The organism is Paracoccus sp. J56 (genome assembly GCF_019633685.1).
GTDB lineage: Bacteria > Pseudomonadota > Alphaproteobacteria > Rhodobacterales > Rhodobacteraceae > Paracoccus > Paracoccus kondratievae.
In genome coordinates, this window is record NZ_JAFL01000003.1 from 195,339 (window position 1) to 217,182 (window position 21,844).

26 protein-coding genes and 1 riboswitch are annotated in these 21,844 nt (G+C 65.9%); of the genes, 22 read left to right on the forward strand and 4 right to left on the reverse strand.

The annotated features are described in order from the left end of the window. Positions 1 to 14 precede the first annotated feature (14 nt). Together M511_RS03705 and bluB are read left to right on the forward strand one after the other, a co-directional pair. Positions 15 to 548 carry a hypothetical protein gene (locus tag M511_RS03705; RefSeq protein ID WP_085501390.1) on the forward strand — a complete coding sequence of 178 codons (534 nt, stop codon included), beginning with the start codon at positions 15 to 17 and terminating at the stop codon, positions 546 to 548. Further along, entirely contained in the window at positions 548 to 1,171 is a 624-nt protein-coding gene (gene bluB / locus M511_RS03710; protein WP_085501391.1) for a 5,6-dimethylbenzimidazole synthase, read from the forward strand. The genes M511_RS03705 and bluB overlap by 1 nt, the downstream gene beginning before the upstream one ends. A 4-nt stretch (positions 1,172 to 1,175) precedes the next feature. Here bluB and M511_RS03715 read toward each other — a convergent pair whose 3' ends face one another. After that, the gene (locus tag M511_RS03715; protein ID WP_010393412.1) at positions 1,176 to 1,592 is read right to left on the reverse strand and encodes a DUF1801 domain-containing protein; all 417 of its coding nucleotides are present in this window, start codon (positions 1,590 to 1,592) and stop codon (positions 1,176 to 1,178) included. Between the two features lie 4 nt (positions 1,593 to 1,596). Further along, entirely contained in the window at positions 1,597 to 2,208 is a 612-nt protein-coding gene (gene cobO / locus M511_RS03720) for a cob(I)yrinic acid a,c-diamide adenosyltransferase (protein ID WP_085501392.1), read from the reverse strand. Positions 2,209 to 2,245: 37 nt separating this feature from the next. Beyond that, positions 2,246 to 2,450, forward strand: a riboswitch (cobalamin riboswitch). A gap of 79 nt (positions 2,451 to 2,529) precedes the next feature. On the opposite strand from cobO, the gene M511_RS03725 reads away from it, so the two are divergent. From M511_RS03725 to cobJ, 7 genes are read left to right on the forward strand one after another with little or no spacing between them, the layout of a single operon-like run. Continuing rightward, the gene (locus tag M511_RS03725) at positions 2,530 to 2,883 is read left to right on the forward strand and encodes a DUF1636 family protein (protein ID WP_029371486.1); all 354 of its coding nucleotides are present in this window, start codon (positions 2,530 to 2,532) and stop codon (positions 2,881 to 2,883) included. A 3-nt stretch (positions 2,884 to 2,886) separates the two neighbouring features. Beyond that, positions 2,887 to 3,921 carry a cobalamin biosynthesis protein CobW gene (cobW, locus tag M511_RS03730; protein WP_010393415.1) on the forward strand — a complete coding sequence of 345 codons (1,035 nt, stop codon included), beginning with the start codon at positions 2,887 to 2,889 and terminating at the stop codon, positions 3,919 to 3,921. Between the two features lie 14 nt (positions 3,922 to 3,935). Next, positions 3,936 to 7,094, forward strand: a complete 3,159-nt coding sequence (gene cobN, locus M511_RS03735; RefSeq protein WP_085501393.1) for a cobaltochelatase subunit CobN — start codon at positions 3,936 to 3,938, stop codon at positions 7,092 to 7,094. Then, positions 7,091 to 8,248: a precorrin-3B synthase gene (cobG, locus tag M511_RS03740; protein WP_085501394.1), complete on the forward strand. Its 1,158-nt coding sequence runs from the start codon at positions 7,091 to 7,093 to the stop codon at positions 8,246 to 8,248. Before cobN ends, cobG begins: the two co-directional genes overlap by 4 nt. Before the next feature lie 29 nt (positions 8,249 to 8,277). Next, positions 8,278 to 8,907 (forward strand): precorrin-8X methylmutase, encoded by a 630-nt coding sequence (locus tag M511_RS03745; protein WP_010393428.1) that lies wholly within the window; start codon positions 8,278 to 8,280, stop codon positions 8,905 to 8,907. A gap of 2 nt (positions 8,908 to 8,909) precedes the next feature. After that, entirely contained in the window at positions 8,910 to 9,647 is a 738-nt protein-coding gene (gene cobI / locus M511_RS03750) for a precorrin-2 C(20)-methyltransferase (RefSeq protein ID WP_010393429.1), read from the forward strand. After that, positions 9,644 to 10,372: a precorrin-3B C(17)-methyltransferase gene (gene cobJ / locus M511_RS03755; protein ID WP_085501395.1), complete on the forward strand. Its 729-nt coding sequence runs from the start codon at positions 9,644 to 9,646 to the stop codon at positions 10,370 to 10,372. The genes cobI and cobJ overlap by 4 nt, the downstream gene beginning before the upstream one ends. Here cobJ and M511_RS03760 read toward each other — a convergent pair. Then, entirely contained in the window at positions 10,348 to 11,085 is a 738-nt protein-coding gene (locus M511_RS03760; protein ID WP_010393438.1) for a cobalt-precorrin-6A reductase, read from the reverse strand. The genes cobJ and M511_RS03760 overlap by 25 nt on opposite strands. On the opposite strand from M511_RS03760, the gene cbiE reads away from it, so the two are divergent. The 9 genes from cbiE (at position 11,084) to M511_RS03805 (ending at position 17,372) form a co-directional block, all read left to right on the forward strand. Beyond that, a complete protein-coding gene (gene cbiE, locus M511_RS03765) occupies positions 11,084 to 12,256 on the forward strand; it encodes a precorrin-6y C5,15-methyltransferase (decarboxylating) subunit CbiE (protein ID WP_085501396.1) in 1,173 nt (390 codons plus the stop codon). The two genes, M511_RS03760 and cbiE, sit on opposite strands and share 2 nt — an antisense overlap. Then, positions 12,253 to 12,603 carry a cobalamin biosynthesis protein gene (locus tag M511_RS03770; RefSeq protein WP_085501410.1) on the forward strand — a complete coding sequence of 117 codons (351 nt, stop codon included), beginning with the start codon at positions 12,253 to 12,255 and terminating at the stop codon, positions 12,601 to 12,603. Before cbiE ends, M511_RS03770 begins: the two co-directional genes overlap by 4 nt. Further along, on the forward strand, positions 12,600 to 13,373 hold the full coding sequence (gene cobM / locus M511_RS03775) for a precorrin-4 C(11)-methyltransferase (RefSeq protein ID WP_085501397.1): 774 nt from the start codon (positions 12,600 to 12,602) through the stop codon (positions 13,371 to 13,373). The genes M511_RS03770 and cobM overlap by 4 nt, the downstream gene beginning before the upstream one ends. Beyond that, the gene (locus M511_RS03780; protein WP_085501398.1) at positions 13,370 to 14,659 is read left to right on the forward strand and encodes a cobyrinic acid a,c-diamide synthase CobB; all 1,290 of its coding nucleotides are present in this window, start codon (positions 13,370 to 13,372) and stop codon (positions 14,657 to 14,659) included. The genes cobM and M511_RS03780 overlap by 4 nt, the downstream gene beginning before the upstream one ends. Then, a complete protein-coding gene (gene cobF / locus M511_RS03785) occupies positions 14,656 to 15,405 on the forward strand; it encodes a precorrin-6A synthase (deacetylating) (protein ID WP_085501399.1) in 750 nt (249 codons plus the stop codon). Before M511_RS03780 ends, cobF begins: the two co-directional genes overlap by 4 nt. After that, positions 15,390 to 15,698 (forward strand): DUF1636 family protein, encoded by a 309-nt coding sequence (locus M511_RS03790; protein WP_085501400.1) that lies wholly within the window; start codon positions 15,390 to 15,392, stop codon positions 15,696 to 15,698. Before cobF ends, M511_RS03790 begins: the two co-directional genes overlap by 16 nt. Before the next feature lie 383 nt (positions 15,699 to 16,081). Next, the gene (locus M511_RS03795) at positions 16,082 to 16,537 is read left to right on the forward strand and encodes a c-type cytochrome (protein ID WP_085501401.1); all 456 of its coding nucleotides are present in this window, start codon (positions 16,082 to 16,084) and stop codon (positions 16,535 to 16,537) included. Then, a complete protein-coding gene (locus M511_RS03800) occupies positions 16,537 to 17,124 on the forward strand; it encodes a cytochrome b/b6 domain-containing protein (protein WP_010393450.1) in 588 nt (195 codons plus the stop codon). The genes M511_RS03795 and M511_RS03800 overlap by 1 nt, the downstream gene beginning before the upstream one ends. Positions 17,125 to 17,222: 98 nt before the next feature. Beyond that, entirely contained in the window at positions 17,223 to 17,372 is a 150-nt protein-coding gene (locus tag M511_RS03805) for a hypothetical protein (protein ID WP_010393451.1), read from the forward strand. Positions 17,373 to 17,403: 31 nt separating this feature from the next. On the opposite strand, the gene parC is transcribed toward M511_RS03805, so the two are convergent. Beyond that, complete coding sequence (gene parC / locus M511_RS03810; protein WP_085501411.1) at positions 17,404 to 19,632, reverse strand: DNA topoisomerase IV subunit A; 2,229 nt, start codon at positions 19,630 to 19,632, stop codon at positions 17,404 to 17,406. A gap of 101 nt (positions 19,633 to 19,733) precedes the next feature. Here parC and M511_RS03815 point away from each other — a divergent pair, with 101 nt between their 5' ends. The 4 genes from M511_RS03815 to M511_RS03830 all read left to right on the forward strand — a co-directional run. Next, the gene (locus tag M511_RS03815; RefSeq protein ID WP_085501402.1) at positions 19,734 to 20,552 is read left to right on the forward strand and encodes an SDR family NAD(P)-dependent oxidoreductase; all 819 of its coding nucleotides are present in this window, start codon (positions 19,734 to 19,736) and stop codon (positions 20,550 to 20,552) included. Positions 20,553 to 20,575: 23 nt separating this feature from the next. Then, positions 20,576 to 20,776: a twin transmembrane helix small protein gene (locus M511_RS03820; RefSeq protein ID WP_029371488.1), complete on the forward strand. Its 201-nt coding sequence runs from the start codon at positions 20,576 to 20,578 to the stop codon at positions 20,774 to 20,776. Then, on the forward strand, positions 20,776 to 21,348 hold the full coding sequence (locus M511_RS03825; protein ID WP_085501403.1) for a cob(I)yrinic acid a,c-diamide adenosyltransferase: 573 nt from the start codon (positions 20,776 to 20,778) through the stop codon (positions 21,346 to 21,348). The genes M511_RS03820 and M511_RS03825 overlap by 1 nt, the downstream gene beginning before the upstream one ends. 120 nt (positions 21,349 to 21,468) lie before the next feature. Then, a partial coding sequence (locus M511_RS03830; RefSeq protein WP_441339017.1) for an electron transfer flavoprotein subunit beta/FixA family protein occupies positions 21,469 to 21,844 on the forward strand: 376 nt, incomplete at its 3' end.

Genomic DNA, 21,844 nt, shown 5'->3' on the forward strand with positions numbered 1-21,844 from the left:
ACAAGGATAGTGACATGGATCGCTCGATCCCGATGCTGCTGATCGGTCTGATCTTCGGCGGCGGCATGGGCTTTGTCATCGCCGCCGCGAATGGTGTCACGCTGGACGGCCACGACCACGGTGCCAATGGCCATGGCGCACAGACCGGGACGCATCACCACGGCACGGCCATCGACCTGCCCGCTGGCAGCGCAACTGCCTCGGCGCGGCTTGAACCCGACAGCGTCACCGGCTGGAACCTGTTCGTGCAGGCGCAGGGCTTTTGCTTTGCGCCCGAACACGCAGGTCTGGCCCACCGCGCGGGTGAAGGTCACGCCCATCTTTACCTGAACGGCACCAAGATCGCCCGTCTTTATGGCCCCGCCCATCACCTTGGGTCGCTGGCGCCCGGCGATCAGCTGCGGGTCGAACTGAATGCCAACGATCACAGCCCCCTGACCGTCGGCGGCCAGCCGCTTGCTATCGAACTGACAGTCCCCGAACGCCCGGTCGCCATCCGCGCCGGGGCCGAGGGCCTGCCCGACAACGCAATCTGCGCTACACCGTGATGGAGTTCGGCCCCGAAGATCGCGCCACGCTGGACCGCATCCTACGCTGGCGCCGCGATATACGCCATTTCCGCCCCGATCCTGTGCCCGAACCCCTGCTGGATGAGCTGCGTGCCGCGATGGAGCTTGCGCCATCCGTCGGCAACTCTCGTCCCTGGCGGGTGGTTCGCGTCGAAACCCCGGCTCTGCGCGACCGGATCCGGGCCGAGTTCCAACGCTGCAATACCGAGGCCGCCAGCCACTATCGGGGCCAGCAGCGACAGGAATATGATGCATTGAAACTGGCAGGTCTTGATCGCGCACCGGTGTGGCTGGCCGTCTTTACCCGTCTCGACCCCTCTGAGGGGCACGGCCTTGGCCGGGCAACCATGCCGCAAACGCTGCAACAATCGACCGCCATGGCAATCATGGCGCTATGGCTGGCGGCACGGGCGCGCAATCTGGGGATGGGGATGGTCTCGATCATCGACCCCCAGCGGATCACCGCGCTTTTGCAGGTGTCGCCTGAATGGGAGTTCTCGGCCCTTCTCTGCCTCGGCTGGCCTGAGTTTGAGGATGACACGCCATTGCTGCATCGCAGGGGCTGGCAGGAAAATACCGCCCCCGAATGGCAGCGGCGCTAGGGCCTTACATCTTCAGCCCCGGCAGACGGCTGGCCTGCAGCACCCAATCGGCGAATTGCTTTTCGTCGAACGGGCCTTCGGGAATATGGACATAGCGCACGTCGGGCTGTTTCGAGGCGACAGGCGGCAGCGGATCCAGCTCTGCGCCGCGAAAAAAGCCGACTTTGATATATTTAGTCATGCAGTGAAAGCTGAGGAACCAGACCCCTTCCTCGACCCCGTAAAAAGGCGAATTCCACTTTACCGCCTTTTTCACACCCGGCACGGTGCGGGTGACGATCTGATCCAGCTTTTCGCCAACCTGATGCTTCCATCCCGGCAGCGCGTCGATATAGGCGCGAACGGGGGCTTCGCCATATCCCTTTGGGATCTGCGGATTGCCGCCCGAAAGCAGTTTTGGCTTGTCCTGCGGTTCGGTCATCGTCCTAGAACTCTACCCCCGGCTGGGCCTTGATACCGTCGCGGAACGGATGCTTGACCTGTTCCATCTCTGTTACAAGATCGGCAAGCTCGATCAGTTCCGGCCTGGCGTTGCGCCCGGTCAGCACGACATGGGTCATCGGCTGCTTTTCGCTGCGCAGAAAGACCAGCACCTCGTCCAGATCCAGATAATCATAGCGCAGGGCGATGTTGATCTCATCAAGCAGTACCATACGGATGCGGGGATCGCGGATCAGCTCTTTGGCCTTTTCCCAGCCGGCGCGGGCGGCGGCGATGTCACGCTCACGGTCCTGCGTTTCCCAGGTAAACCCCTCGCCCATGGCATAAAACTGGCACAGATCGCCGAAATGTCCGGTCAAAACCCGACGCTCGCCCGTGTCCCATGAGCCCTTGATGAACTGCACCACGGCGCAGGGCATCTCATGGGCGATGCAGCGCAGGATCATGCCAAACCCGGACGAGGACTTGCCCTTGCCCTTGCCGGTATGGACGATGATCAGTCCCTTTTCGCCCTGCTTTCCAGCCATCATCCGGTCACGCGCAGCTTTGATCCTGGCCATCTTCTCGGCATGGCGAAGGTTGTCTTCGGTCGGCATCGGGCACTCCTTTGCTTGACAAGTCGGGACCGGGCGCGCACAGACAAGGGGCGCTGGTTCCTGTCCTACGACAGGCTAAGAGGGAATGCGACAGGCAACCGCCTGGAAGCAGCCGCCCCCGCGACCGTGACCGGAAAGGTCGCCCATAAGCCACTGGCCAAAAGCCGGGAAGGCGGGACGACCGTGGGCTCCACAGGCCCGAATCCGCAAGCCGGGAGACCTGCCCGCGCAAAGGATTGACCGGCGGACGGGGTGTTCCTGCTGGGGCTTGGGGCATATGTCGCGCCCCCGCGCCCTGCCGCCATAACGGATGAAGGGCGCATGACAGTCACCTTGCATGTCTGCATCACCTGCCGCGCCGGCCTGCCCGTCCCCGACGGCGAGCCCGTGCCCGGCCTGCGTCTGTTGCAGGCGCTGACCGCCGAAACTCTGCCCCAAGGCGTGCGTATCGTTCCCGTCGAATGCCTGTCAGCCTGCGCCAATGGCGCGGCGATCGCGCTGTCGGGCCCGGGCCGGTGGACCTATGTCTATGGCAGCATGTCGGCTGATGACGCCCCCGAGATCATGCAGGGCGCCGCCGCCTATGCCGACGCATCTGACGGCATCGTCCCCTGGCGTGAACGCGTCACGATTTTCCGCAAGCGCAGCCTCGCGCGCATTCCTCCGATTGGGTAGCACATGACCGACCTGACCAAGACCCCAGTGACTGTCATCACCGGCTTTCTGGGCGCCGGCAAGACCACGCTGATCCGCCACCTGATGCAGAACCCGCAGGGCAAGCGGCTGGCAGTTCTGGTCAACGAATTCGGCACAATGGGCGTGGACGGAGAGATCCTGAAATCCTGCGCAGACGAAAACTGCCCGGCCGAAAACATCATGGAGCTGTCGAACGGCTGCATCTGTTGCACCGTCGCCGATGACTTCATCCCGACGCTTGAACGGCTGATGGCAATGCCGGTCAGGCCCGACCACATCCTGATCGAGACCTCGGGCCTTGCCCTGCCGAAACCGCTGCTTAAGGCGTTCGACTGGCCGGCGATCCGTTCGCGCATCACCGTGGACGGGGTGATTGCACTGGCCGATGCCGAGGCGGTTGCGGCAGGCCGTTTTGCCCCCGACGTGGCGGCAGTCGAGGCCCAGCGCGCCGCTGATGACAGCCTTGACCACGAAACGCCGCTTTCCGAGGTGTTCGAGGACCAGATCGCCTGTGCCGATATCGTCCTGCTCTCCAAGGCTGATCTGGCGGGCGAACAGGGGCTGGCCGCCGCCCGCGCGGTCATCGAGGCCGAGGCCCCGCGCAAGCTGCCGATCCTGCCGCTGGTTGACGGGGTGATCGACCCGCGCGTCATCCTGGGCCTCAATGCCGCGGCCGAGGATGACCTTGCCGCCCGCCCCAGCCATCATGACGGGGCCGAGGATCATGAGCATGACGATTTCGACTCGGTGGTGATCGAACTGGCCGAGATCGCGGACCCGGCTGATCTGGCCACCCGCATCGAACGGCTGGCGCGGGAACAGAACATCCTGCGGGTCAAGGGCCATGTCGCCGTCCTGGGCAAGCCCATGCGGTTGCTGGTGCAGGCGGTGGGCGAACGGGTGCGCCACCAATACGACCGGCCCTGGGGCGATGCCCCCCGCAACTCGCGCCTCGTCGTCATTGCCGAGCATGACGATATCGACGAGGCCGCGATCAGGGCGGTTCTGGCCGCATAAGCGCCGAATAAGCCATGCATGTCGTCTTTCGCGAAAGCCGTGGGCTGGAAGAAACCGAGGTTCCGACCGACCCCGGCCAAAGCCCCGCCGAGCTGATCGCACTGTCCTATTCGGACAGCGATCTCGGCGCTTTCGCTGCAGGCTGGCACCGTGCGTCAGGGGGGCTGCCCTCGCTGCGGCTGTGCAATCTTTCGGCGCTGCGGCACCCGGTTTCGGTCGATCAGTACTGCGAGACGACGCTTGCCGGGGCGCGGGCGATTCTGGTGCGGCTGATCGGGGGTGAACCCTATTGGTCCTATGGAGTCGCCAGCCTTCAGGATCTGGCGCGCAGACGGGGTATCGCGCTGGCCTTTCTGCCCGCCGACGGGCGGCCTGACCCGACGCTTGACCGTTATTCGACGCTGCCGTTGCCGGTGCTGCGCCGGCTGACCACGCTATGCGATCAGGGCGGCGCGGTCGCCGCGCAGATGGCCTTGGCAGAGCTGGCGCATGCTGCGGGCCTGCACACCGCGCCGGTTCAGGGCGAGGCTGCGATCCCCGAGTTCGGATTTTACGACCCCGATCACGGCGTTATTCAGCGGCCAAAGCCCGGGCTGCTCGTCAGCTTTTACCGCAGCTATCTGACCTCTGCCGATCTGGCGCCAGTCGATGCGATGATCCGCGCCCTGCGCGCCGCGGGACTGGACGCAACCGGAGTATTCGCGCCCTCGCTCAAGGCACCGGGCTTTGCAGAATGGCTGGCGCCACATCTGCCGGGGGTTGCGGCGGTGGTAAACCTGACCGCCTTTTCTGCCCGTGACGATGCTGGCGCGACGCCCTTTGACGGGGCCGACGGCCCGGTCTTTCAGGTGGCGCTTTCCACTGCCCCGCGCGAGCTATGGGCCGCAGAAGAACGCGGCCTTTCCGCCGCAGATCTGGCGATGCACGTGGTCCTGCCCGAGGTTGATGGCCGCATTTTTCTGGGCGCGATCAGCTTCAAACAGGCGCAAGAGCGCGACCCGGATCTGCAATTTTCTCGCATGATCCACGTCCCGGATGATCAGCGCATCAATGCGGCGGCGGCACGGGTGCGGGCTTGGCTGAACCTGCCCGCAAAACGCCGCGCAGTGGTGCTGTCGACCTATCCCGGCAAGACCTATCAGCTGGCCCATGCGGTTGGGCTTGACGCCCTTGCATCAGCCGGGGCGATGCTTGGCATTCCACATGACGATCTGGGCCGCAGGCTTAAGGCCGGGCGTCTGCACTGGCCGCAGGCGGATTACCTTGCCACGCTGGCCCGCCTGCCGGCGCGTCTGCGTGACGACCTTGCCGCCGCATGGGGCGCGCCTCCCGCTGGTGGCTTTCACTTTGCCGCCCTGCGCCATGGCGCCGACCTGATCGCGCTGCAACCCGAACGCGGAGAGGTCGCGACAAGGGCCGAGGATTATCACGACCTGACCCGCACCCCATGCCACGAATATGTTGCCTTTTACCTGTGGCTCAGGACACAGGCGGACGCGCTGATCCACATGGGCGCACATGGCACGCTTGAGTGGCTGCCGGGCAAATCGGTGGCACTGTCAGATGAATGCTGGCCCGAGGCACTGCTTGGCGATCTGCCCGTCGTCTATCCCTTCATCGCCAACGATCCGGGCGAGGCGGCGCAGGCGAAACGGCGGCTTTCAGCCGTAACGCTGGGCCATCTGCCGCCGCCCCTTGTCGATGCCGCCCTGCCGGAGCGCCTGACGCATCTTGAGCGGCTGCTTGACGAATATTCCACCGCCGACGGGCTGGACCCACGCCGCCGCGACCGGCTGATCCTTGCCATCCGAGACGAGGCACGTGCCGCCGGGGTCGAGGCGGATCTGGGCCTGCCCCCCGACGCCGCCCCGGCCGAGGCGATCCCGCTGATCGACCGTTTCCTTTGCGATCTCAAGGACAGCCGCTTTGGCGACGGGCTGCATGTCTATGGCTCTGGCGCCTGTGGCAAGGCCGAGCGTGAGGGGCTGACCCGCGCCCTTTCGGGGCAAAGGGTCGCGCCCGGCCCCTCGGGCTCTCCGGCGCGCGGGCGGCAGGATGTGCTGCCGACGGGGCGCAATCTTTTTACCGTCGATCCCCGCGCCGTGCCTTCGCGCAATGCCTATGCACAGGGGGTAAGGCTGGCCGAAGAGCTGCTGCGCCGCCATCTTCAGGATCATGGCGACTGGCCGCGTGGGCTGGTCGTGGACCTGTGGGGCAGCGCAACCATGCGCACGGCAGGCGAGGAATTTGCCATGGCGCTGCATCTGGCCGGGCTGCGCCCGCGCTGGGACGCCGCCTCGGGCCGGGTATCGGGGGTCGATATCCTTACGCTGGCCGAACTGGGCCGGCCGCGAATTGACGTGACGCTGCGGGTCTCGGGGTTGTTTAGGGACGTTTTCCCCGGTCTGGCGCAATTGTTCGAGACCGGGGCCGCGGCGCTGGCGACTCGTGACGAAAGCCCGGATGACAACCCCTATCGTCACCGCATCCCGCGCGTCTTTGGCCCCAAGCCCGGGCTTTACGGCCTCGGCCTTGCCGATCTTGCCGAAACGTTCAGCGATGAGGCGCGGCACGCGGCGGGCGAGGCATGGCTTGCCGCGTCCTCTCATGCCATCGGGGCCGATGGGCGCATCAGCCATCAGCCACAGGCGATCCGTGAGCGGCTTTCGGGGGCTGACGCCTTTGTCCATGCGCAGGACCTGCCGGAATCCGATCTGCTGCTGGCCAGCGATTACGCCGCACATGAGGCGGGCTTTGCCGCCGCCATGGCGCGGATCGGGGCTGCGCATCCGGCGCTTTACCACCTTGACGCCACGCGCCCGGACCAGCCGCGCGCCCGCACCCTGACCGAGGAAATCGCCCGCGTCACCCGTGCCCGCGCTGCCAATCCCGCCTGGGCGGACGGCATGATGCGGCACGGCTTTCGCGGCGCGGCCGAGATTGCGGCAACGCTGGATCACATGGCCGCCTTTGCCAATCTGGCCGGCGTGGTGCCGGGCCATCTGTTCGACCTTTATCACGAGGCGACGCTGGGTCGACCCGAGGTGGTGGATTTCATGCAGCGCGAAAACCCCGCCGCTCTGGCCGCAATGCGGGCGCTGTTTGCACGGCTGATCGCCTCGGGTCTGTGGGTCACGCGGCGCAACTCTGTCCTTGCCGGGGTGGCACCATGAGCGGTTTTGAGATCAAGGGCTGGTGTCCCGGCGCGCTGCGCCCGATGGAATCGGGCGACGGGCTGGTGCTGCGTATCCGGGCGCGAAATGGACGGCTGACACCCGACGAGGCGCGGCTGATCGCCGGTCTTTCTTCGCGCCACGGCAACGGGCTGATCGACCTGACCAGTCGCGCAAACCTGCAATTGCGCGGGCTGACCTCCTTGGGCCATGCGGCGACCATCGCGGCGCTTCAGCCTTTCGGCCTGACCGACCGCGATGCCGGGACCGAGGCGCGGCGCAATGTCATCCTGTCGCCATTTGCCCCGGTCGGCGGACCGGCGTGGCAGGTGGCCGAGGCGATCGCCCGCGCAATGACAGCACCGGATGCGCCAAAAGTGCCCGCCAAGTTCGGATTTGCAGTCGATGCGGGAACTGCGGTGCTGACCGATGTTCCCGCGGATATCCGGTTGCGCCCACATGGCACGGGCTGGTTGATCCTGCCTGATGGTGCGGATTGGGCACTTGAGGCCGCAAACCCCGCCGAGGCTGCCCGCCGCGCCGTCGCACTGGCACATTGGTTCGTGCAGACGGGCGGCGTGACCGAGGGTCGTGGGCGGATGCGCGACCATCTGCGCCAGGGGGCGCCAAAACCCGGGGGATCGGTCGCAGGGACCACCCGCCCCGGTGCCTCTGCCACGCCAGGTCCCGGACCGGCAACGAATGGCTGGATCGTCGGCTTTGCCTTTGGTCAGATCACGCCCGACCAGCTTGAGGCAGCAGCAGCTTTGGGTCCGCTGCGCCTGACACCGTGGCGCGCCTTGCTGATCGAGGGTGCTACCTTGCCCCGCATCCCCGGTGCGATCCTTGATCCGTGCGACCCGCTTACGCGCGTCCATGCCTGCACGGGCGCGCCCGGCTGCCCGCAGGCGCAGGCCGATGTACGGGCGCTGGCGCGGCATCTTGCGCCTCGCCTCGCGCCGGATCAGACGCTGCATGTCACCGGCTGCGCCAAGGCATGCGCTCATCAGGGACCGGCCTCGGCGACGCTGATTGCGACCGGGCGCGACCGCTTTGACCTGATCCGGGATGGCAGCGCGCGCGATCCTGTCACGCGGGCGGGGCTGGCCGTGCATGACCTGCCTGCCGCACTTGCCAAAGCGTGTCCCCAATGAAATCGCCTCAAACCCAGTGGAGCCGCCCGATGCTGCACCAATATGAAACCGACGGCGCCCGCATCTATGCGCAGTCCTTTGCCACTATCCGCGCCGAGGCCGACCTCGCCCGCTTTTCCCCCGAAGAAGAGCCGGTCGTCGTTCGCATGATCCACGCCGCCGGGCTGGTCGGGCTTGAACGCGACGTGGAATTCTCGCCCGGGATGGCCCTGGCCACGCGCAAAGCACTAGAGGACGGCGCACCAATCCTGTGCGACGCGCGCATGGTCAGCGAAGGGATCACCCGCGCCCGGCTGCCCGCAAAAAACCGTATCATCTGTACCCTGCAAGACCCCCGCGTACCGGAGCTGGCGGCGCAGATGGGCAACACACGCAGCGCCGCCGCGCTTGAACTATGGCGCGAGGATCTGGCCGGGGCGGTGGTCGCCATCGGCAATGCTCCGACCGCGCTGTTTCATCTGTTGAACATGCTGCGCGATCCGGCCTGCCCGCGTCCCGCCGCGATTATCGGCTGTCCGGTTGGCTTTGTCGGTGCCGCTGAATCCAAGGCGGCGCTGATCAAGGACCTGCCCGCTCCGGCACTGATCGTGCGCGGGCGGCTTGGCGGCTCGGCCATCACGGTTGCCGCCGTCAACGCACTTGCCAGCCGAAAGGAATAGCCATGGGCAAGATCATCTGCGCGGGTCTTGGCCCCGGCGATCCCGACCTGATCTCGGTCCGTGCCGACCGCGCCATCCGCGGGGCACGCCAGATCGCCTATTTCCGCAAAAAGGGCCGCGCCGGACAGGCCCGCCGGATCGTCTCGGACCTGCTGGCGCCGGATGTGATCGAACATGCGATGGAATATCCGGTCACGACCGAAATCCCCTTTGACAGCCCCGAATACAACCGGTTGCTTTCGGCCTTTTACGACGACTGGACGGGGCGGCTTGCAGGGCTGGCTGCTGACGGCGACGTGGTCGTGCTGTGCGAGGGCGATCCGCTGTTTTACGGCTCGTTCATGCATCTGCACGCCCGGCTGCAGGATCTGGCGCCGGTCGAGATCATCCCCGGCATCCCCGGCATGACCGGTTGCTGGAACGCCATCGGCCGTCCGATGACCTGGGGCGATGATGCGATGACCGTGCTGATGGGCACCCTGCCCGAGGCCGAGCTTGCCCGCCACATGCGCGCCGCTGATGCGGTGGTCGTGATGAAAACCGGCCGCAACCTGCCCAAGATCGCCCGCGCGCTGAACCTTGCCGGACGGATGACCGATGCCTGGCTGGTCGAGCGTGGAACGATGCCGAACCAGCGCGTGACCCCACTTGCGGACGCCGATCTGCAGAATTGCCCGTATTTCGCCACCGTTCTGGTGCATGGCAATGGCCGCCGTCCCCTGGCGGACGCAGCGGAATGAGCGGCTGGGTCGTGGTGGCGGGTCTTGGGCCCGGGGCCGATCACCTCGTCACCCCCGAGGTGTGCGCGGCACTGGACGAGGCCACCGATGTTGTCGGCTATATCCCCTATGTCGCCCGTGTCGCTCCGCGCAAAGGGCTGACGCTGCACCCTTCGGACAACCGGGTCGAGGTCGAGCGCGCGCGCCTGGCCCTTGATCTGGCCGAAAGCGGGCGGCGGGTCGTGGTGGTCTCATCGGGGGATCCGGGGGTCTTTGCGATGGCCTCGGCGCTGTTTGAGGCGCTTGAGGACCGCACCGTCATGCCCGAAATCCGCATCCTGCCCGGCATCACCGCCATGCTCGCCGCCGCAGCACGGATCGGCGCACCGCTTGGCCATGATTTCTGCGCGATCAACCTGTCGGACAATCTTAAACCATGGGCCCTGATCGAGCGGCGCTTGCGGCTGGCGGCCGAGGCCGATTTTGCCATGGCCTTTTATAACCCCCGCTCAAAGGCACGACCCGAAGGCTTTGCCCGCGCGCTTAACATCCTGCGCGAATGCTGCGGGCCTGACCGGCTGATCTCATTCGCGCGGGCCGTCTCGACCCCGGATGAGGTGATCCAGACCACGACGCTGAGCAAGGCATTGCCCGAGATGGCGGACATGCGCACCGTCGTCATCCTTGGCAACAGCGCCACCCGCCGGGCTGGCAGCTGGGTCTATACGCCGCGATCCGTGCCATGAAGCCAGACCATCACCTCGGCCGGGGTTGCGACGACGCGGCGCGGCGGCAGCTCAGGGCGGTCGATCATCACCACTGGCAGGCCCAGTTCGCGCGCAGCCGCGATCTTGGCCTCGGCCGCCTGGCCTCCGGCATTCTTGGCAACGACATGGGCGATGTCATGGCGGCGCATCAGCGCCACATCACCTGCCACGGTGAAGGGGCCGCGCGAAACGATCAGCGTCGCATCCCGCAGGGGATGGGCCGCCACCTCGGCAAAGCGCAGCATCCAGATGTGATTGATCCCGACAAAGGGTTGCAGGTTCTGTCGCCCGATGGCCAGAAACACCCCCGAGCCATCCCCCGGCAGAACACGGGCGGCAGCCTCATAATCGCTGACCCTGACCCAACGGTCACCGGGCGCGGACACCCAGGGCGGGCGTTCCAGCGCGATCAGCGCCGTGCCCGTCGCCGCGCAGGCAGTAATGGCATTGCAGCTCATCCCCTTGGCAAAGGGGTGGGTGGCGTCGATGACATGGCTGATGCGTTCGGTGCGCAGATACCCGGCCAGCCCCTCGGGACCGCCAAAACCGCCGATCCGCGTCGGCAGGGGTTGTTTGACCGGGCGCGCGGTGCGGCCGGCGTAAGAATACACCGCCTGCAGCCCGGCAGCGGCCAGCGCGCTGGCCATGGCTCCGGCTTCGGTGGTGCCGCCCAGCAAAAGGATGCGCGTCATGGCTGATCCCTGGCTTTCCATCATCGGTATTCAGGAGGATGGCCCTGCCGGCCTGTCGCCTGCAAGCCGCGAAGCGCTGGATCGCGCCGAAATCGTCTTTGGTGCCCCCCGGCACCTGGAACTCGCAGGGCTTGCCGCGCCACGCGGCAAAACCTGGCCGGTCCCCTTTGATCTTGGCCCCCTGTTGGCCCTGCGCGGGCAAAAGGTCGCCGCGCTTGTCTCGGGCGATCCGTTCTGGCATGGCGCGGGGGGCAGTATTGCCGCTGTTCTGCCCCATAGCGAATGGCGCGCTTTTCCCGCGCCCGGCACCTTTTCGCTGGCCGCCGCAAGGCTGGGCTGGCGGCTGGAGGATGTGACCTGTCTTGGCCTGCACGCCGCACCCTTTGCCCGGCTGCGCCCGGTCATGGCACGGGGAACGCGGACGATCTGCCTGATGCGCGACGCCTCTGCCCCTGCCGCCCTGGCGGAATGGCTGGTGGCACAGGGGTTCGGGCAGATGCGCATGGCCGTGCTTGAGGCGCTTGGCGGCCCCCGCGAACGTATCCGCGAGGCGCGGGCGCAGGAGTTTGCGCTTGACTGTGTCGCCCCGGTGGCGGTCGCTCTGGACGGGGCGGATCTGCCACCGGGGGCGGGCCTGCCACGTGGTTTCGGCCTGCCGGACGAGGTCTTTGCCCATGACGGCCAGATCACCCGCCGGGCTGTCCGGGCGATGACTCTGGCGGCGCTTGCCCCCCGTTCGGGTGAAATGCTGTGGGACATCGGCGGCGGCTCGGGCTCGATCAGCGTTGAATGGTGCCTGAACGGCGGGCGGGCCGCGACCATTGAGCCGCGCGCCGACCGCATCGCCAATATCGCCGCAAACATCGACGCCTTTGGGCTTGCGGAACAGATGCGCACCATCCACGGCGCCGCGCCCACGGCACTGGCTGGCCTGCCCCCGCCTGACGCGATCTTTGTCGGCGGTGGGGCCAGTGCGGCATTGATCGACGCCCTGCCCCCTGCACGACTGGTCGTGAACGCGGTCACGCTTGAAACCGAGGCGCTGCTGATCGATTTGCATGCCGCGCGCGGCGGATATTTGACCCGGGTTGCCCTGCAAGAGGCCACCCCTCTTGGCCGGATGCGCGGCTGGACCCCGGCGCGCAACGTCACGCAATGGAGCTGGCCATGAGGGTGGCAGGCATCGGCTTTCGCAAAGCGGCCACGCTGGCTGCGCTGCGCGAGGCGCTGACCCGTGCAGGCCCGGCCGAGGCGCTGGCGACCACGCCCGCCAAGGCGCAGGCCGCCCCAATACGTGCGCTTGCTGCCGAAACCGGCCAGCCCCTGATCGCAGTCGAGGTCGCAGGCATCGCCACGCCCACCCAATCGCCACGCATCCTTGCCCGCCACGGCACCGGTTCGCTGGCCGAGGCAGCCGCCCTTGCCGCCCTTGGCCCCGGCGCGCGCATCATCGCCCCGCGCGTCATCTCGCAGGATGGCACCGCCACCGCCGCCATCGCAGAAGGAGACCCCGCATGACCGTCCATTTCATCGGCGCTGGCCCCGGCGCGGCCGATCTGATCACCCTGCGCGGCCGCGACCTGATCGCCTCTTGCCCGGTCTGCCTTTATGCCGGCTCACTGGTGCCGCAGGAACTGCTGAGCCATTGCCCGCCCGGTGCGCGTATCGTGAACACCGCGCCCATGAACCTTGACCAGATCATTGGCGAGATCCTGAACGCGCATCGTGACGGTCATGACGTCGCGCGACTTCATTCCGGCGATCTGTCAGTGTGGTCGGCCATGGGCGAACAATTGCGGCGGCTGCGCGAACTTGGCATTCCCTATGACGTGACGCCGGGCGTACCTTCGTTCGCCGCCGCCGCCGCCGCGCTTGGGGCTGAACTCACGCTGCCCGGTATTGCGCAATCGGTGGTCCTGACCCGCACCTCGGGCCGGGCCTCGGCCATGCCAAAGGGCGAGCAGCTGGCAAATTTCGCGGCCACTGGCGCGACGCTTGCCATTCACCTGTCGGTGCATGTGCTCGACCGGGTACAAGACGAACTGCTGCCCCATTACGGTGCCGATTGCCCGGTCGCGGTAGTGTTCCGCGCCAGCTGGCCTGACCAGCGCATCGTCAGGGCGACGCTCGGCACGCTTGACCCGGCGATCGGCGAGGGAGAGCGCACGGCGCTGATCCTTGTCGGTCGGGCCCTCGCAGCCACGGATTTTCTGGAAAGCCGCCTTTACGCCGGCGATTACGACCGCCGGTTTCGGCCGGTCGGCACCACACCCCGGTTCCCCGAATGAAGGGCCTTGTCATCAGCGCCCCGGCCTCGGGCAGCGGCAAGACCACGGTCACGCTGGGACTGATCGGCGCGTTGCGGGCGCGCGGCCTGACCGTGCAGCCCTTTAAAAGCGGGCCTGATTATATCGACCCCGCCTTTCACCGCCGGGCGGCGGGGCGTGACTCGTTCAATCTGGACAGCTGGGCCATGGGACGGGCACAGATCGCACATCTGATTGCGCGCACATCGGACGCCGATCTTGCAATCGCCGAGGGCTCGATGGGGCTATTTGACGGCGTGGCCCAGCGCGGAGGCTGCGGCAATGGCGCCAGCGCCGATATCGCCGCGCTGACCGGCTGGCCGGTGGTTCTGGTCCTTGACTGCAAAGGTCAGGCGCAATCCGCCGGGGCCGTGGCACTGGGGTTCCGCGAGATGCGCCGCGACGTGGAACTGGCCGGGGTGGTGCTGAACCGCGTCGCCTCGTCCCGGCACGAAATGCTGATGCGCCACGCGCTGGACCCGCTGGGCATCCCGGTGCTGGGCGTGCTGCCGCGCGAGGCCGGGATCGAACTGCCCGAACGTCACCTTGGCCTTGTGCAGGCGCAGGAGCTCGCCGCCCTTGACTCCTTGCTTGCCGCGGCTGCCGCAGCGGCAAGGCTGCATCTGGACCTTGACGCCATCATCGCGGCGGCTGGGGGCGGCGTCGTGGCCGGGCCATTTTCGCCACTGCCTCCGCCCGCACAACGTATCGCGCTGGCACAGGATGAAGCGTTTTCCTTTGTCTATCCGCATCTTATTCAGGGCTGGAGGACAGCCGGGGCTGAGATCCTGCCCTTTTCTCCCCTTGCGGATCAGCCCCCCGACGACAGTGCCGGGGCCTGCTGGCTGCCCGGCGGCTATCCAGAATTGCACGCAGGCAGGCTTGCCATGGCCGAACGCTTTCGCGCCGGGTTGCAGCGTTTTTCCCAGACGCGTCCGGTTCATGGCGAATGCGGTGGTTATATGGCCATGGGCGCGGGGCTGGTCGATGCTCAGGGGGTGCGGCACCAGATGGCGGGCCTGCTGGGGCTTGAAACCAGCTATGAAAAGCGCCGGATGCATCTGGGCTATCGCCGGGCTCAGCCTTTGGCCGGGCTATACCGCCAGCCGCTGGCCGGGCATGAGTTCCACTATGCGACGATTCTCGCGCAGCCGGACGAGCCTTTGGCGCAGGTCACCGACGCTAATGGCGACAGGGTGGCCGAGACCGGCTCACGCCGCGGCCATGCCACCGGCACCTTCTTTCACCTGATCGGAGAGGCGCCATGATCGAGCTTGCGTTGATCGGCATCGGCACTGGCAGCCCCGGCCATCTGACCCGCGAAGGCATTGCGGCAATGGCGAATGCTGACCTGATCCTTATCCCCGCCAAAGGTGAGGATAAGGCCGATCTGGCCGAGTTGCGCCTTGCGCTTTGCCGCGATGCGCTGGTGAGCCCGCCACCGCTGGCGATCTTTGACATGCCGCAGCGCGGCGCCGCAAACGGCTATCGTCAGGGCGTCGAGGAATGGCACGACGCCATCGCGGCCCGGTGGGAACAGGTGATCCGCGATCATGGCGCCATGCGTCCGGCACTGCTGGTCTGGGGTGATCCTTCGCTTTACGACAGCACATTGCGCATCGCCGGGCGGGTCGCGCACCGGCTGCCCATGCGCGTGAAGGTCATCCCCGGCATCACCGCAATTCAGGCGCTTTGCGCGGCCCATACGATCCCGCTGAACGCGGTGGCCGCCCCGGTGCTTATCACCACCGGCCGCCAGATCCGTGACCATGGCTGGCCCGGGACCGCAGAGCGGCTGGTCGTCATGCTGGACGGCGAATGCTCGTTTCGCCATCTCGACCCGCAGGGCGTGCATATCTGGTGGGGCGCCTTTCTGGGCATGCCAAACCAGATCCTGATCAGCGGCCCCCTGTCCGAAGTCGCCGACCGCATCCATGAGACCCGCGCCACGGCGAGGGCCGAGCACGGCTGGATCATGGATATCTATCTGCTTGACCGATGCCCGTCACCCTGACCCTGCCGCCCGGGGTCAAGGCCGATGCGCTGGCCATGGCGCTTGGCACGCTTGACCCGACCGTCACCCTGCGCCGTACGGCCTTGCAGGCAAAAAACGCACGGCCGGTCTTGATGGCTGTGCAATCGCCGGGGCGCGGCTCATATCTTTTTCACGACCTGCGCCCCGAGGATGCCGGTGACGTGGCCGCTACAATCCGCGCCTATCTTGCCGCCCCCGACGGCTGGATCAGCGACGCCCGACCCTGCGGACGGCTGCGGTATTGCCTCAAGCTGCGCATCCCGGCGGGATGAAAAACCCGCCGTTCATGTCCGCGCGGAGGGAGGAAACGCGGCATGAACGGCGGTCACTGCCATGAGAGCCCCGTGCGGCCCGGGGCGACGGGAGGTGCATGGACCCCGTCCCCTTCAGCCTGCGCTGCATCGCAGCATCGCGCAAGCACAGGCCGCGACAGCGCCACCCGAAAGCACGGATGTGCCCGTTTTATGGGTGATCTGGCCCGGACTGCGACGAAAAGCAGCAGTCCAAAATCCCCAAAAGCGCCGGAAAACCGCCCAAGACCAAGGGTTTTCACGAAAATGATATCGTCGGCGCGTTGGCAGTTTGGCCTGGTTGTGCAACCCTGCCCCTGCGCGAACCCCAGTGCAGCTAGACGCCACACAAAAAGGAAGATGACATGCGCCTGATTCTCATTGCCGCCGCCCTTGCCGCGGTTCCTCTGGCAGGCTTTGCCCAGGACGATCCGGCCAAGCAGGCCGTCAAGGCACGCCAGGGTTTCTATCAGATGCTCGCCATCAACATGGGCACCCTTGCCGGTATGGCCAAAGGTGATATCGCCTATGACGAAGCCGCCGCCAGCCGCGCCGCCGCCAATATCGAGGCGCTGACGCAATATGACATGCCCGCCCTCTTTATCGAAGGCAGCAGCTCGGCCGATACCGAAGGCACCGCTGCCAAGCCTGATATCTGGACGAACTCCGAGGACTTCCAGGCCAAGTTCGCCGGTCTGGGCGAGGCCGCCTCGGGCGCGTCCGAGGCCGTCAAAGGCGGTCAGGGTAATATCGGCCCGGTGGTCGGGAAACTGGGCGCTGCCTGCAAGGCCTGCCACGACAGCTATCGCGAAAAAAGCTGATGTCGCGGCGCGGCCCCATCCGTGAGGTCCGGCTATGGGACCCGCTTTTGCGCGGGTTCCATTGGCTTTTGGCGTTTTTCGTGATTGCGGCCTGGTGCCTTGGCCAGTTCGGCCCGGCAAAGATGACCCTGCATTTCTGGTGCGGCTATGTCGTGGCGGGGCTGCTGATCTTTCGCCTGGTCTGGGGCTTTGTCGGCCCGCCCCCGGCGCGGTTTACGCATTTCGTCCGGGGACCGGGGGCCGTGGCCCGGTACATGCGCAGCATGTTCCTGCCCGAGCCCAGCCACTGGCCCGGCCATAACCCCTTGGGGGCACTGTCGGTCATCGTCATGCTGGCGGTGCTGGCAGCGCAGGTGACGACCGGGCTGATCTCGGACCCCGACGACTATATCAACGTCGGCCCACTGGCATCTTATGTCAGCAGCGCCACCCGCTCAAAAGCGGTGGGCTGGCATAATCTGGGTGCCAGCATCATCCTGATCCTGGTGCTGCTGCATGTCGCGGCGGTGCTGTTCTATCGCTTCTGGAAGCGTGAGGATCTGGTCAGCCCGATGATCAACGGCCGCAAGGCGATCCGCGAGGAATAAGCGGCGCATTTGATCGAATCGCCCCTTCGTGCGAGGCTGGTTCATGCCGGGCCTCGCCTATTGACAGCCCGGCATGGCTGACCCGCATGAAGGAGCCGATGATGATCAGCAGGACCTTCGCCCTTGCGCTGGCCTTCTCTATGGCGGCGATCCCCGCATTCGCGGATTGCAACGGCCACAAGAAAGTCCCCAGCGACCAGACCACACAGATCGAGCGCCCGGCCCCAGCGCCGAGCACGAACAGCTAAAGGAAAAGGGCGGGATCAACCCCGCCCTTTTTCAGTTGAACTTGTTATCGCGGGGAAAGCCCCGTGGCGCCATACGTCCCGCTGTTGCCCGTTTGCCCAGCCATTCGGTCAGATCGGGCTCGGTCCGGGTGCGGCCACCGCTTTCCTGCCAGCGCAGACCTTCGGCCAGGGTGATGCAGATCGCGTCCGACAGCCCGCCGTCCTTGAACTTTTGCAACCGGACGCCCTTGCCCCGCGCCATTTCGGGCAGCTCGTCCAGCGGAAAGACCAGCATCTTGCGGTTCTGACCGACCACGGCAACATGGTCACCGGCGACGCGGCGGCAAAGCGCCGGCTCGCCATTCAGTACCTGTTTGCCGGCACGGGTCTGCGCAAGGATATCCGCCGCACCAACGATGAACCCGTCCCCGGCCTTTGAGGCAACAAGGTAACGCTCGCCATCGCGCCAGGGGAACATGTCGATCACCGCCGCATCATTCGGCAGGTCGATCATCAGCCGCAGCGGCTCACCCATGCCGCGCCCGCCGGGCAGGTTATTGGCGGGCAGTGTGTAAAAGCGGCCATTGGCGGCAAAGATCATCAGCTTGTCGGTGGTTTCGGCATGCAGCGCCATGAAGGGGCCGTCGCCGTCCTTGAACTTGACCTCGGCATCCAGCGGCTGATGACCCTTAAGCGCGCGAATCCAGCCCATCCTGGACAGAATCACGGTGATCGGCTCGCGCTCGATCATCGCCTCCATGTCGATTTCGGCCACCTCGCTGGCTTCGCCGATCTCGGTGCGGCGCTGGCCTCCGGGCGCGGACTTGCCGAACTTCGAACGCGTTTCGCGCAGCTCTTCGGCAATCCTGGCCCATTGCGCGCCCTCGTCAGCCAGCATGGCCATCAGGCCCTCGCGCTCATGGGTCAGCTTCTCATGCTCGGTGCGCAGCTCCATCTCTTCGAGACGGCGCAGGGCACGCAGGCGCATGTTCAGGATCGCCTCGACCTGAACCTCGGTCAGCCTGAATTCGGCGATCATCACGGCTTTCGGATCATCCTCATTACGGATGATCTCGATCACGCGGTCGAGGTTGAGGAAGGCGATCATATAGCCTTCCAGCACTTCCAGCCGGGCCGCGATCTTGTCCAGCCGGTGGTTCGAGCGCCGCACCAGAACCTCGCGCCGGTGGTCAAGGAATGCGCGCAGCACCTCTTTCAGCGAACAGACCTTGGGCACGCGCCCGTCGATCAGCACGTTCATGTTCAGGCCAAAGCGCACCTCAAGGTCGCTGACCCGGAACAGCGCGGCCATCAGCTGTTCGGCATCGACGGCGCGGGTGCGCGGTTCCAGCACGATGCGGATATCTTCGGCCGATTCATCGCGCACATCGGCAAGGATCGGCACCTTCTTGGTCTGGATGATCTCGGCCAGCCGCTCGATCAGCTTGGATTTCTGGACCTGATAGGGGATCTCGGTCACGACGATCTGCCACTGGCCGCGGCCCATATCCTCGACCACCCAACGCGCCCGCAGCCGCAGGCTGCCGCGGCCGGTGCGATAGGCCTCGGCAATCGTCTCGCGCGATTCGACCAGCACGCCCCCGGTCGGGAAATCCGGCCCCGGCATGATCGAGATCAGCGTGTCGTCGCGGGCATCGGGTGCCTTGATCAGATGCAGACAGGCGTCGATGACCTCATGCAGGTTATGCGGAGGCACGTTCGTCGCCATCCCCACCGCGATCCCGCTGGCACCATTGCAAAGCAGGTTCGGGAATGCAGCAGGCAGCACCACCGGCTCTTGCAGCGTGCCATCATAGTTGGGGCGGAAATCGACCGCATCCTCGGCCAGCCCCTCCATCAGCGCCTCGGCTGCTGCGGTCAGGCGGGCCTCGGTATAGCGGCTGGCGGCAGGGTTGTCGCCGTCGATGTTGCCAAAGTTGCCCTGCCCGTCCACCAGCGGATAGCGCATGGCGAACGGCTGGGCCAGACGCGCCATCGCGTCATAGATCGCGGCATCGCCGTGGGGGTGATAGTTGCCCATCACATCGCCGCTGATCTTGGCCGATTTACGGAAAGCTCCGATCGGGCTCAGCCGCAATTCGCGCATCGCGAACAGGATACGGCGGTGCACCGGCTTTAACCCGTCACGCGCATCCGGCAGCGCACGGTTCATGATCGTGGACAGCGCATAGGTCAGATACCGCTCGCCAATGGCGCGCGACAGCGGTTCGGACGTGGTCTGATCCGCGTTGGGATCGGGGGTATTCGGATCGTCGGACATGGTCGATTGAATAGGCCCGCGAACCGCATCGGTCCAGCCGGAAATGCGCGGCTTGCGCATGAGCGGGCCCTGGCGCAGAACCGGGTAGCAAGGAGGCGCGCATGAAAACCGTTCTGATCACCGGCTGTTCTTCGGGCATCGGGCTGGACGCAGCGCGCCACATGCGCGAACGCGGCTGGCGCGTCATCGCCACCTGTCGCAAGCCCGGGGATATCGAGGCCCGCCGTGCCGAGGGCTTTGATACCCTGCCGCTTGAGCTTGGCGACGAAGACAGCGTCGCCCGCTGCGCCAAGGCCGCTCTGGCGCTTGGCCGCATCGACGCGCTGGTCAACAACGCCGCCTTCGCCATCCCCGGCGCGGCCGAGGACCTGCCGCGCGGCGCGCTGCGCGCGATATTCGAGGCGAATCTGTTCGGCACCCATGACCTGACCCGCCGGCTGCTGCCGCATTTCCGCGCCCATGGCGGACGGGTGGTCAATATCAGTTCGGTCCTTGGCCTTGTCGGCATCCCCTGGCGCGGCGCCTATGTGGCGACGAAATTCGCGCTTGAGGGACTGACCGATGTGCTGCGCGTAGAAATGGCAGATACCGGCGTCCGCTTTGTTCTGATCGAGCCCGGCCCCATCGGCACGCTGATCCGCCAGAACTCGATTCCGCATTTCGAACGCTGGATCAACTGGCAGGCAAGCCCGCGCGCCGACCAATACCGCCGCACGCTGCTAAAGCGGCTTTATGAGCCTGCCGCGAAAAAGGACCGGTTCGAGCTGCCGCCCTCGGCGGTCAGCGCCCGCATCGCCGAAGCACTGGAAAGCACGAACCCGCGCCCGCGCTATTACGTTACCACGCCGACCCGCATCGCAGGCTTTGGGCGCAGGCTCTTGTCCACACGCGCACTGGACTGGTTCGCGCGCCGCAGCTAGGTTGCATGCCGAAAGGGCTTTTCATGCACGACAAACCGCTCTTCTATCTCCTCGTGATCTGCTGCCTTGTGGTCCTGGTGATCCTTGCCACCGGCATCGGCGGCTTTGCCCGCGGGGGCGAGTTCAACCGCAAACACGGCAATCGCCTGATGCGCTGGCGCATCATCGCCCAGGCGGTCGCTATCGCGGTCTTTCTGCTGTATCTCTGGATCAGGAGCGGCTGATGGTCGTATTGAACAAAATCTACACCCGCACCGGCGACAGGGGCGAAACCGCGCTGTCGAATGGCGAGCGTGTGCCCAAACATTCGCTGCGGGTCGAAGCCTATGGCACCGTAGATGAATTGAACGCGACGCTTGGCCTCGCCCGGCTGCATGCCGGGGGCGAGATCGCGACCCGTATCGCGGTGATCCAGAACGATCTTTTCGATCTTGGCGCGGATCTGTCGCGGCCGCGCATGGAAGAGGACGCCGATGCCCCCTATACTGTCCTGCGCATGATCGACGCGCAGGTCGAGCGTCTTGAGACCGAAATCGACGCAATGAACGCGGCGCTTTCACCCTTGCGCAGTTTTATCCTGCCGGGCGGTTCGGCGCTGGCGGCGCATCTGCACCTGTCGCGCACTGTCGCCCGCCGGGCCGAACGTGCTGCCGTTGCGCTGATGGCTGCCGAAGGGGCCAATCCGGCCGCTGTGAAATATCTCAACCGCCTGTCGGACTGGCTGTTCGTGGCGGGGCGCGTGGCCAATGATAACGGCGCGCAGGATATCCTGTGGGTGCCAGGAGCCAGTCGTTAGCGCGAACACGACAGGATGGAAATGTTACGACGCGTTACGGTCGTTTTTTCCCTGTTATTGCCGCTGATGGCCAGCTAACAAACCTTCCGAACAGGTGACACAACCAAAGGGGAGCGGCCGATGAAGGTTCTCGTGCCATTGAAGCGTGTGATTGACTACAACGTTAAGGCCCGTGTTAGGTCTGACGGCACTGGTGTTGATCTTGCGAACGTCAAGATGTCGATGAACCCGTTCGACGAGATTGCGGTTGAGGAGGCGATCCGCCTGAAGGAGTCCGGGAAGGCCTCTGAGGTGATCGCGGTTTCGATCGGTGTGAAGCAGGCAGCCGAGACGCTGCGGACGGCGCTTGCGATGGGCGCGGACCGTGCGATCCTGGTGGTTGCTGCCGATGATGTGCATCAGGACATCGAGCCCCTGGCGGTGGCCAGGATCCTGGCGAAAGTGGCGCAGGAAGAGGGCGCGGGCCTGATCATCGCCGGCAAACAGGCGATCGACA

Coding starts and splice junctions, on each gene's coding strand:
- M511_RS03705 (WP_085501390.1), top strand. CDS start 15: ATGGATCGCTCGATCCCGATGCTGCTGATCGGTCTGATCTTCGGCGGC.
- bluB (WP_085501391.1), top strand. CDS start 548: ATGGAGTTCGGCCCCGAAGATCGCGCCACGCTGGACCGCATCCTACGC.
- M511_RS03715 (WP_010393412.1), bottom strand. CDS start 1,592: ATGACCGAACCGCAGGACAAGCCAAAACTGCTTTCGGGCGGCAATCCG.
- cobO (WP_085501392.1), bottom strand. CDS start 2,208: ATGCCGACCGAAGACAACCTTCGCCATGCCGAGAAGATGGCCAGGATC.
- M511_RS03725 (WP_029371486.1), top strand. CDS start 2,530: ATGACAGTCACCTTGCATGTCTGCATCACCTGCCGCGCCGGCCTGCCC.
- cobW (WP_010393415.1), top strand. CDS start 2,887: ATGACCGACCTGACCAAGACCCCAGTGACTGTCATCACCGGCTTTCTG.
- cobN (WP_085501393.1), top strand. CDS start 3,936: ATGCATGTCGTCTTTCGCGAAAGCCGTGGGCTGGAAGAAACCGAGGTT.
- cobG (WP_085501394.1), top strand. CDS start 7,091: ATGAGCGGTTTTGAGATCAAGGGCTGGTGTCCCGGCGCGCTGCGCCCG.
- M511_RS03745 (WP_010393428.1), top strand. CDS start 8,278: ATGCTGCACCAATATGAAACCGACGGCGCCCGCATCTATGCGCAGTCC.
- cobI (WP_010393429.1), top strand. CDS start 8,910: ATGGGCAAGATCATCTGCGCGGGTCTTGGCCCCGGCGATCCCGACCTG.
- cobJ (WP_085501395.1), top strand. CDS start 9,644: ATGAGCGGCTGGGTCGTGGTGGCGGGTCTTGGGCCCGGGGCCGATCAC.
- cbiE (WP_085501396.1), top strand. CDS start 11,084: ATGGCTGATCCCTGGCTTTCCATCATCGGTATTCAGGAGGATGGCCCT.
- M511_RS03760 (WP_010393438.1), bottom strand. CDS start 11,085: ATGACGCGCATCCTTTTGCTGGGCGGCACCACCGAAGCCGGAGCCATG.
- M511_RS03770 (WP_085501410.1), top strand. CDS start 12,253: ATGAGGGTGGCAGGCATCGGCTTTCGCAAAGCGGCCACGCTGGCTGCG.
- cobM (WP_085501397.1), top strand. CDS start 12,600: ATGACCGTCCATTTCATCGGCGCTGGCCCCGGCGCGGCCGATCTGATC.
- M511_RS03780 (WP_085501398.1), top strand. CDS start 13,370: ATGAAGGGCCTTGTCATCAGCGCCCCGGCCTCGGGCAGCGGCAAGACC.
- cobF (WP_085501399.1), top strand. CDS start 14,656: ATGATCGAGCTTGCGTTGATCGGCATCGGCACTGGCAGCCCCGGCCAT.
- M511_RS03790 (WP_085501400.1), top strand. CDS start 15,390: ATGCCCGTCACCCTGACCCTGCCGCCCGGGGTCAAGGCCGATGCGCTG.
- M511_RS03795 (WP_085501401.1), top strand. CDS start 16,082: ATGCGCCTGATTCTCATTGCCGCCGCCCTTGCCGCGGTTCCTCTGGCA.
- M511_RS03800 (WP_010393450.1), top strand. CDS start 16,537: ATGTCGCGGCGCGGCCCCATCCGTGAGGTCCGGCTATGGGACCCGCTT.
- M511_RS03805 (WP_010393451.1), top strand. CDS start 17,223: ATGATGATCAGCAGGACCTTCGCCCTTGCGCTGGCCTTCTCTATGGCG.
- parC (WP_085501411.1), bottom strand. CDS start 19,632: ATGTCCGACGATCCGAATACCCCCGATCCCAACGCGGATCAGACCACG.
- M511_RS03815 (WP_085501402.1), top strand. CDS start 19,734: ATGAAAACCGTTCTGATCACCGGCTGTTCTTCGGGCATCGGGCTGGAC.
- M511_RS03820 (WP_029371488.1), top strand. CDS start 20,576: ATGCACGACAAACCGCTCTTCTATCTCCTCGTGATCTGCTGCCTTGTG.
- M511_RS03825 (WP_085501403.1), top strand. CDS start 20,776: ATGGTCGTATTGAACAAAATCTACACCCGCACCGGCGACAGGGGCGAA.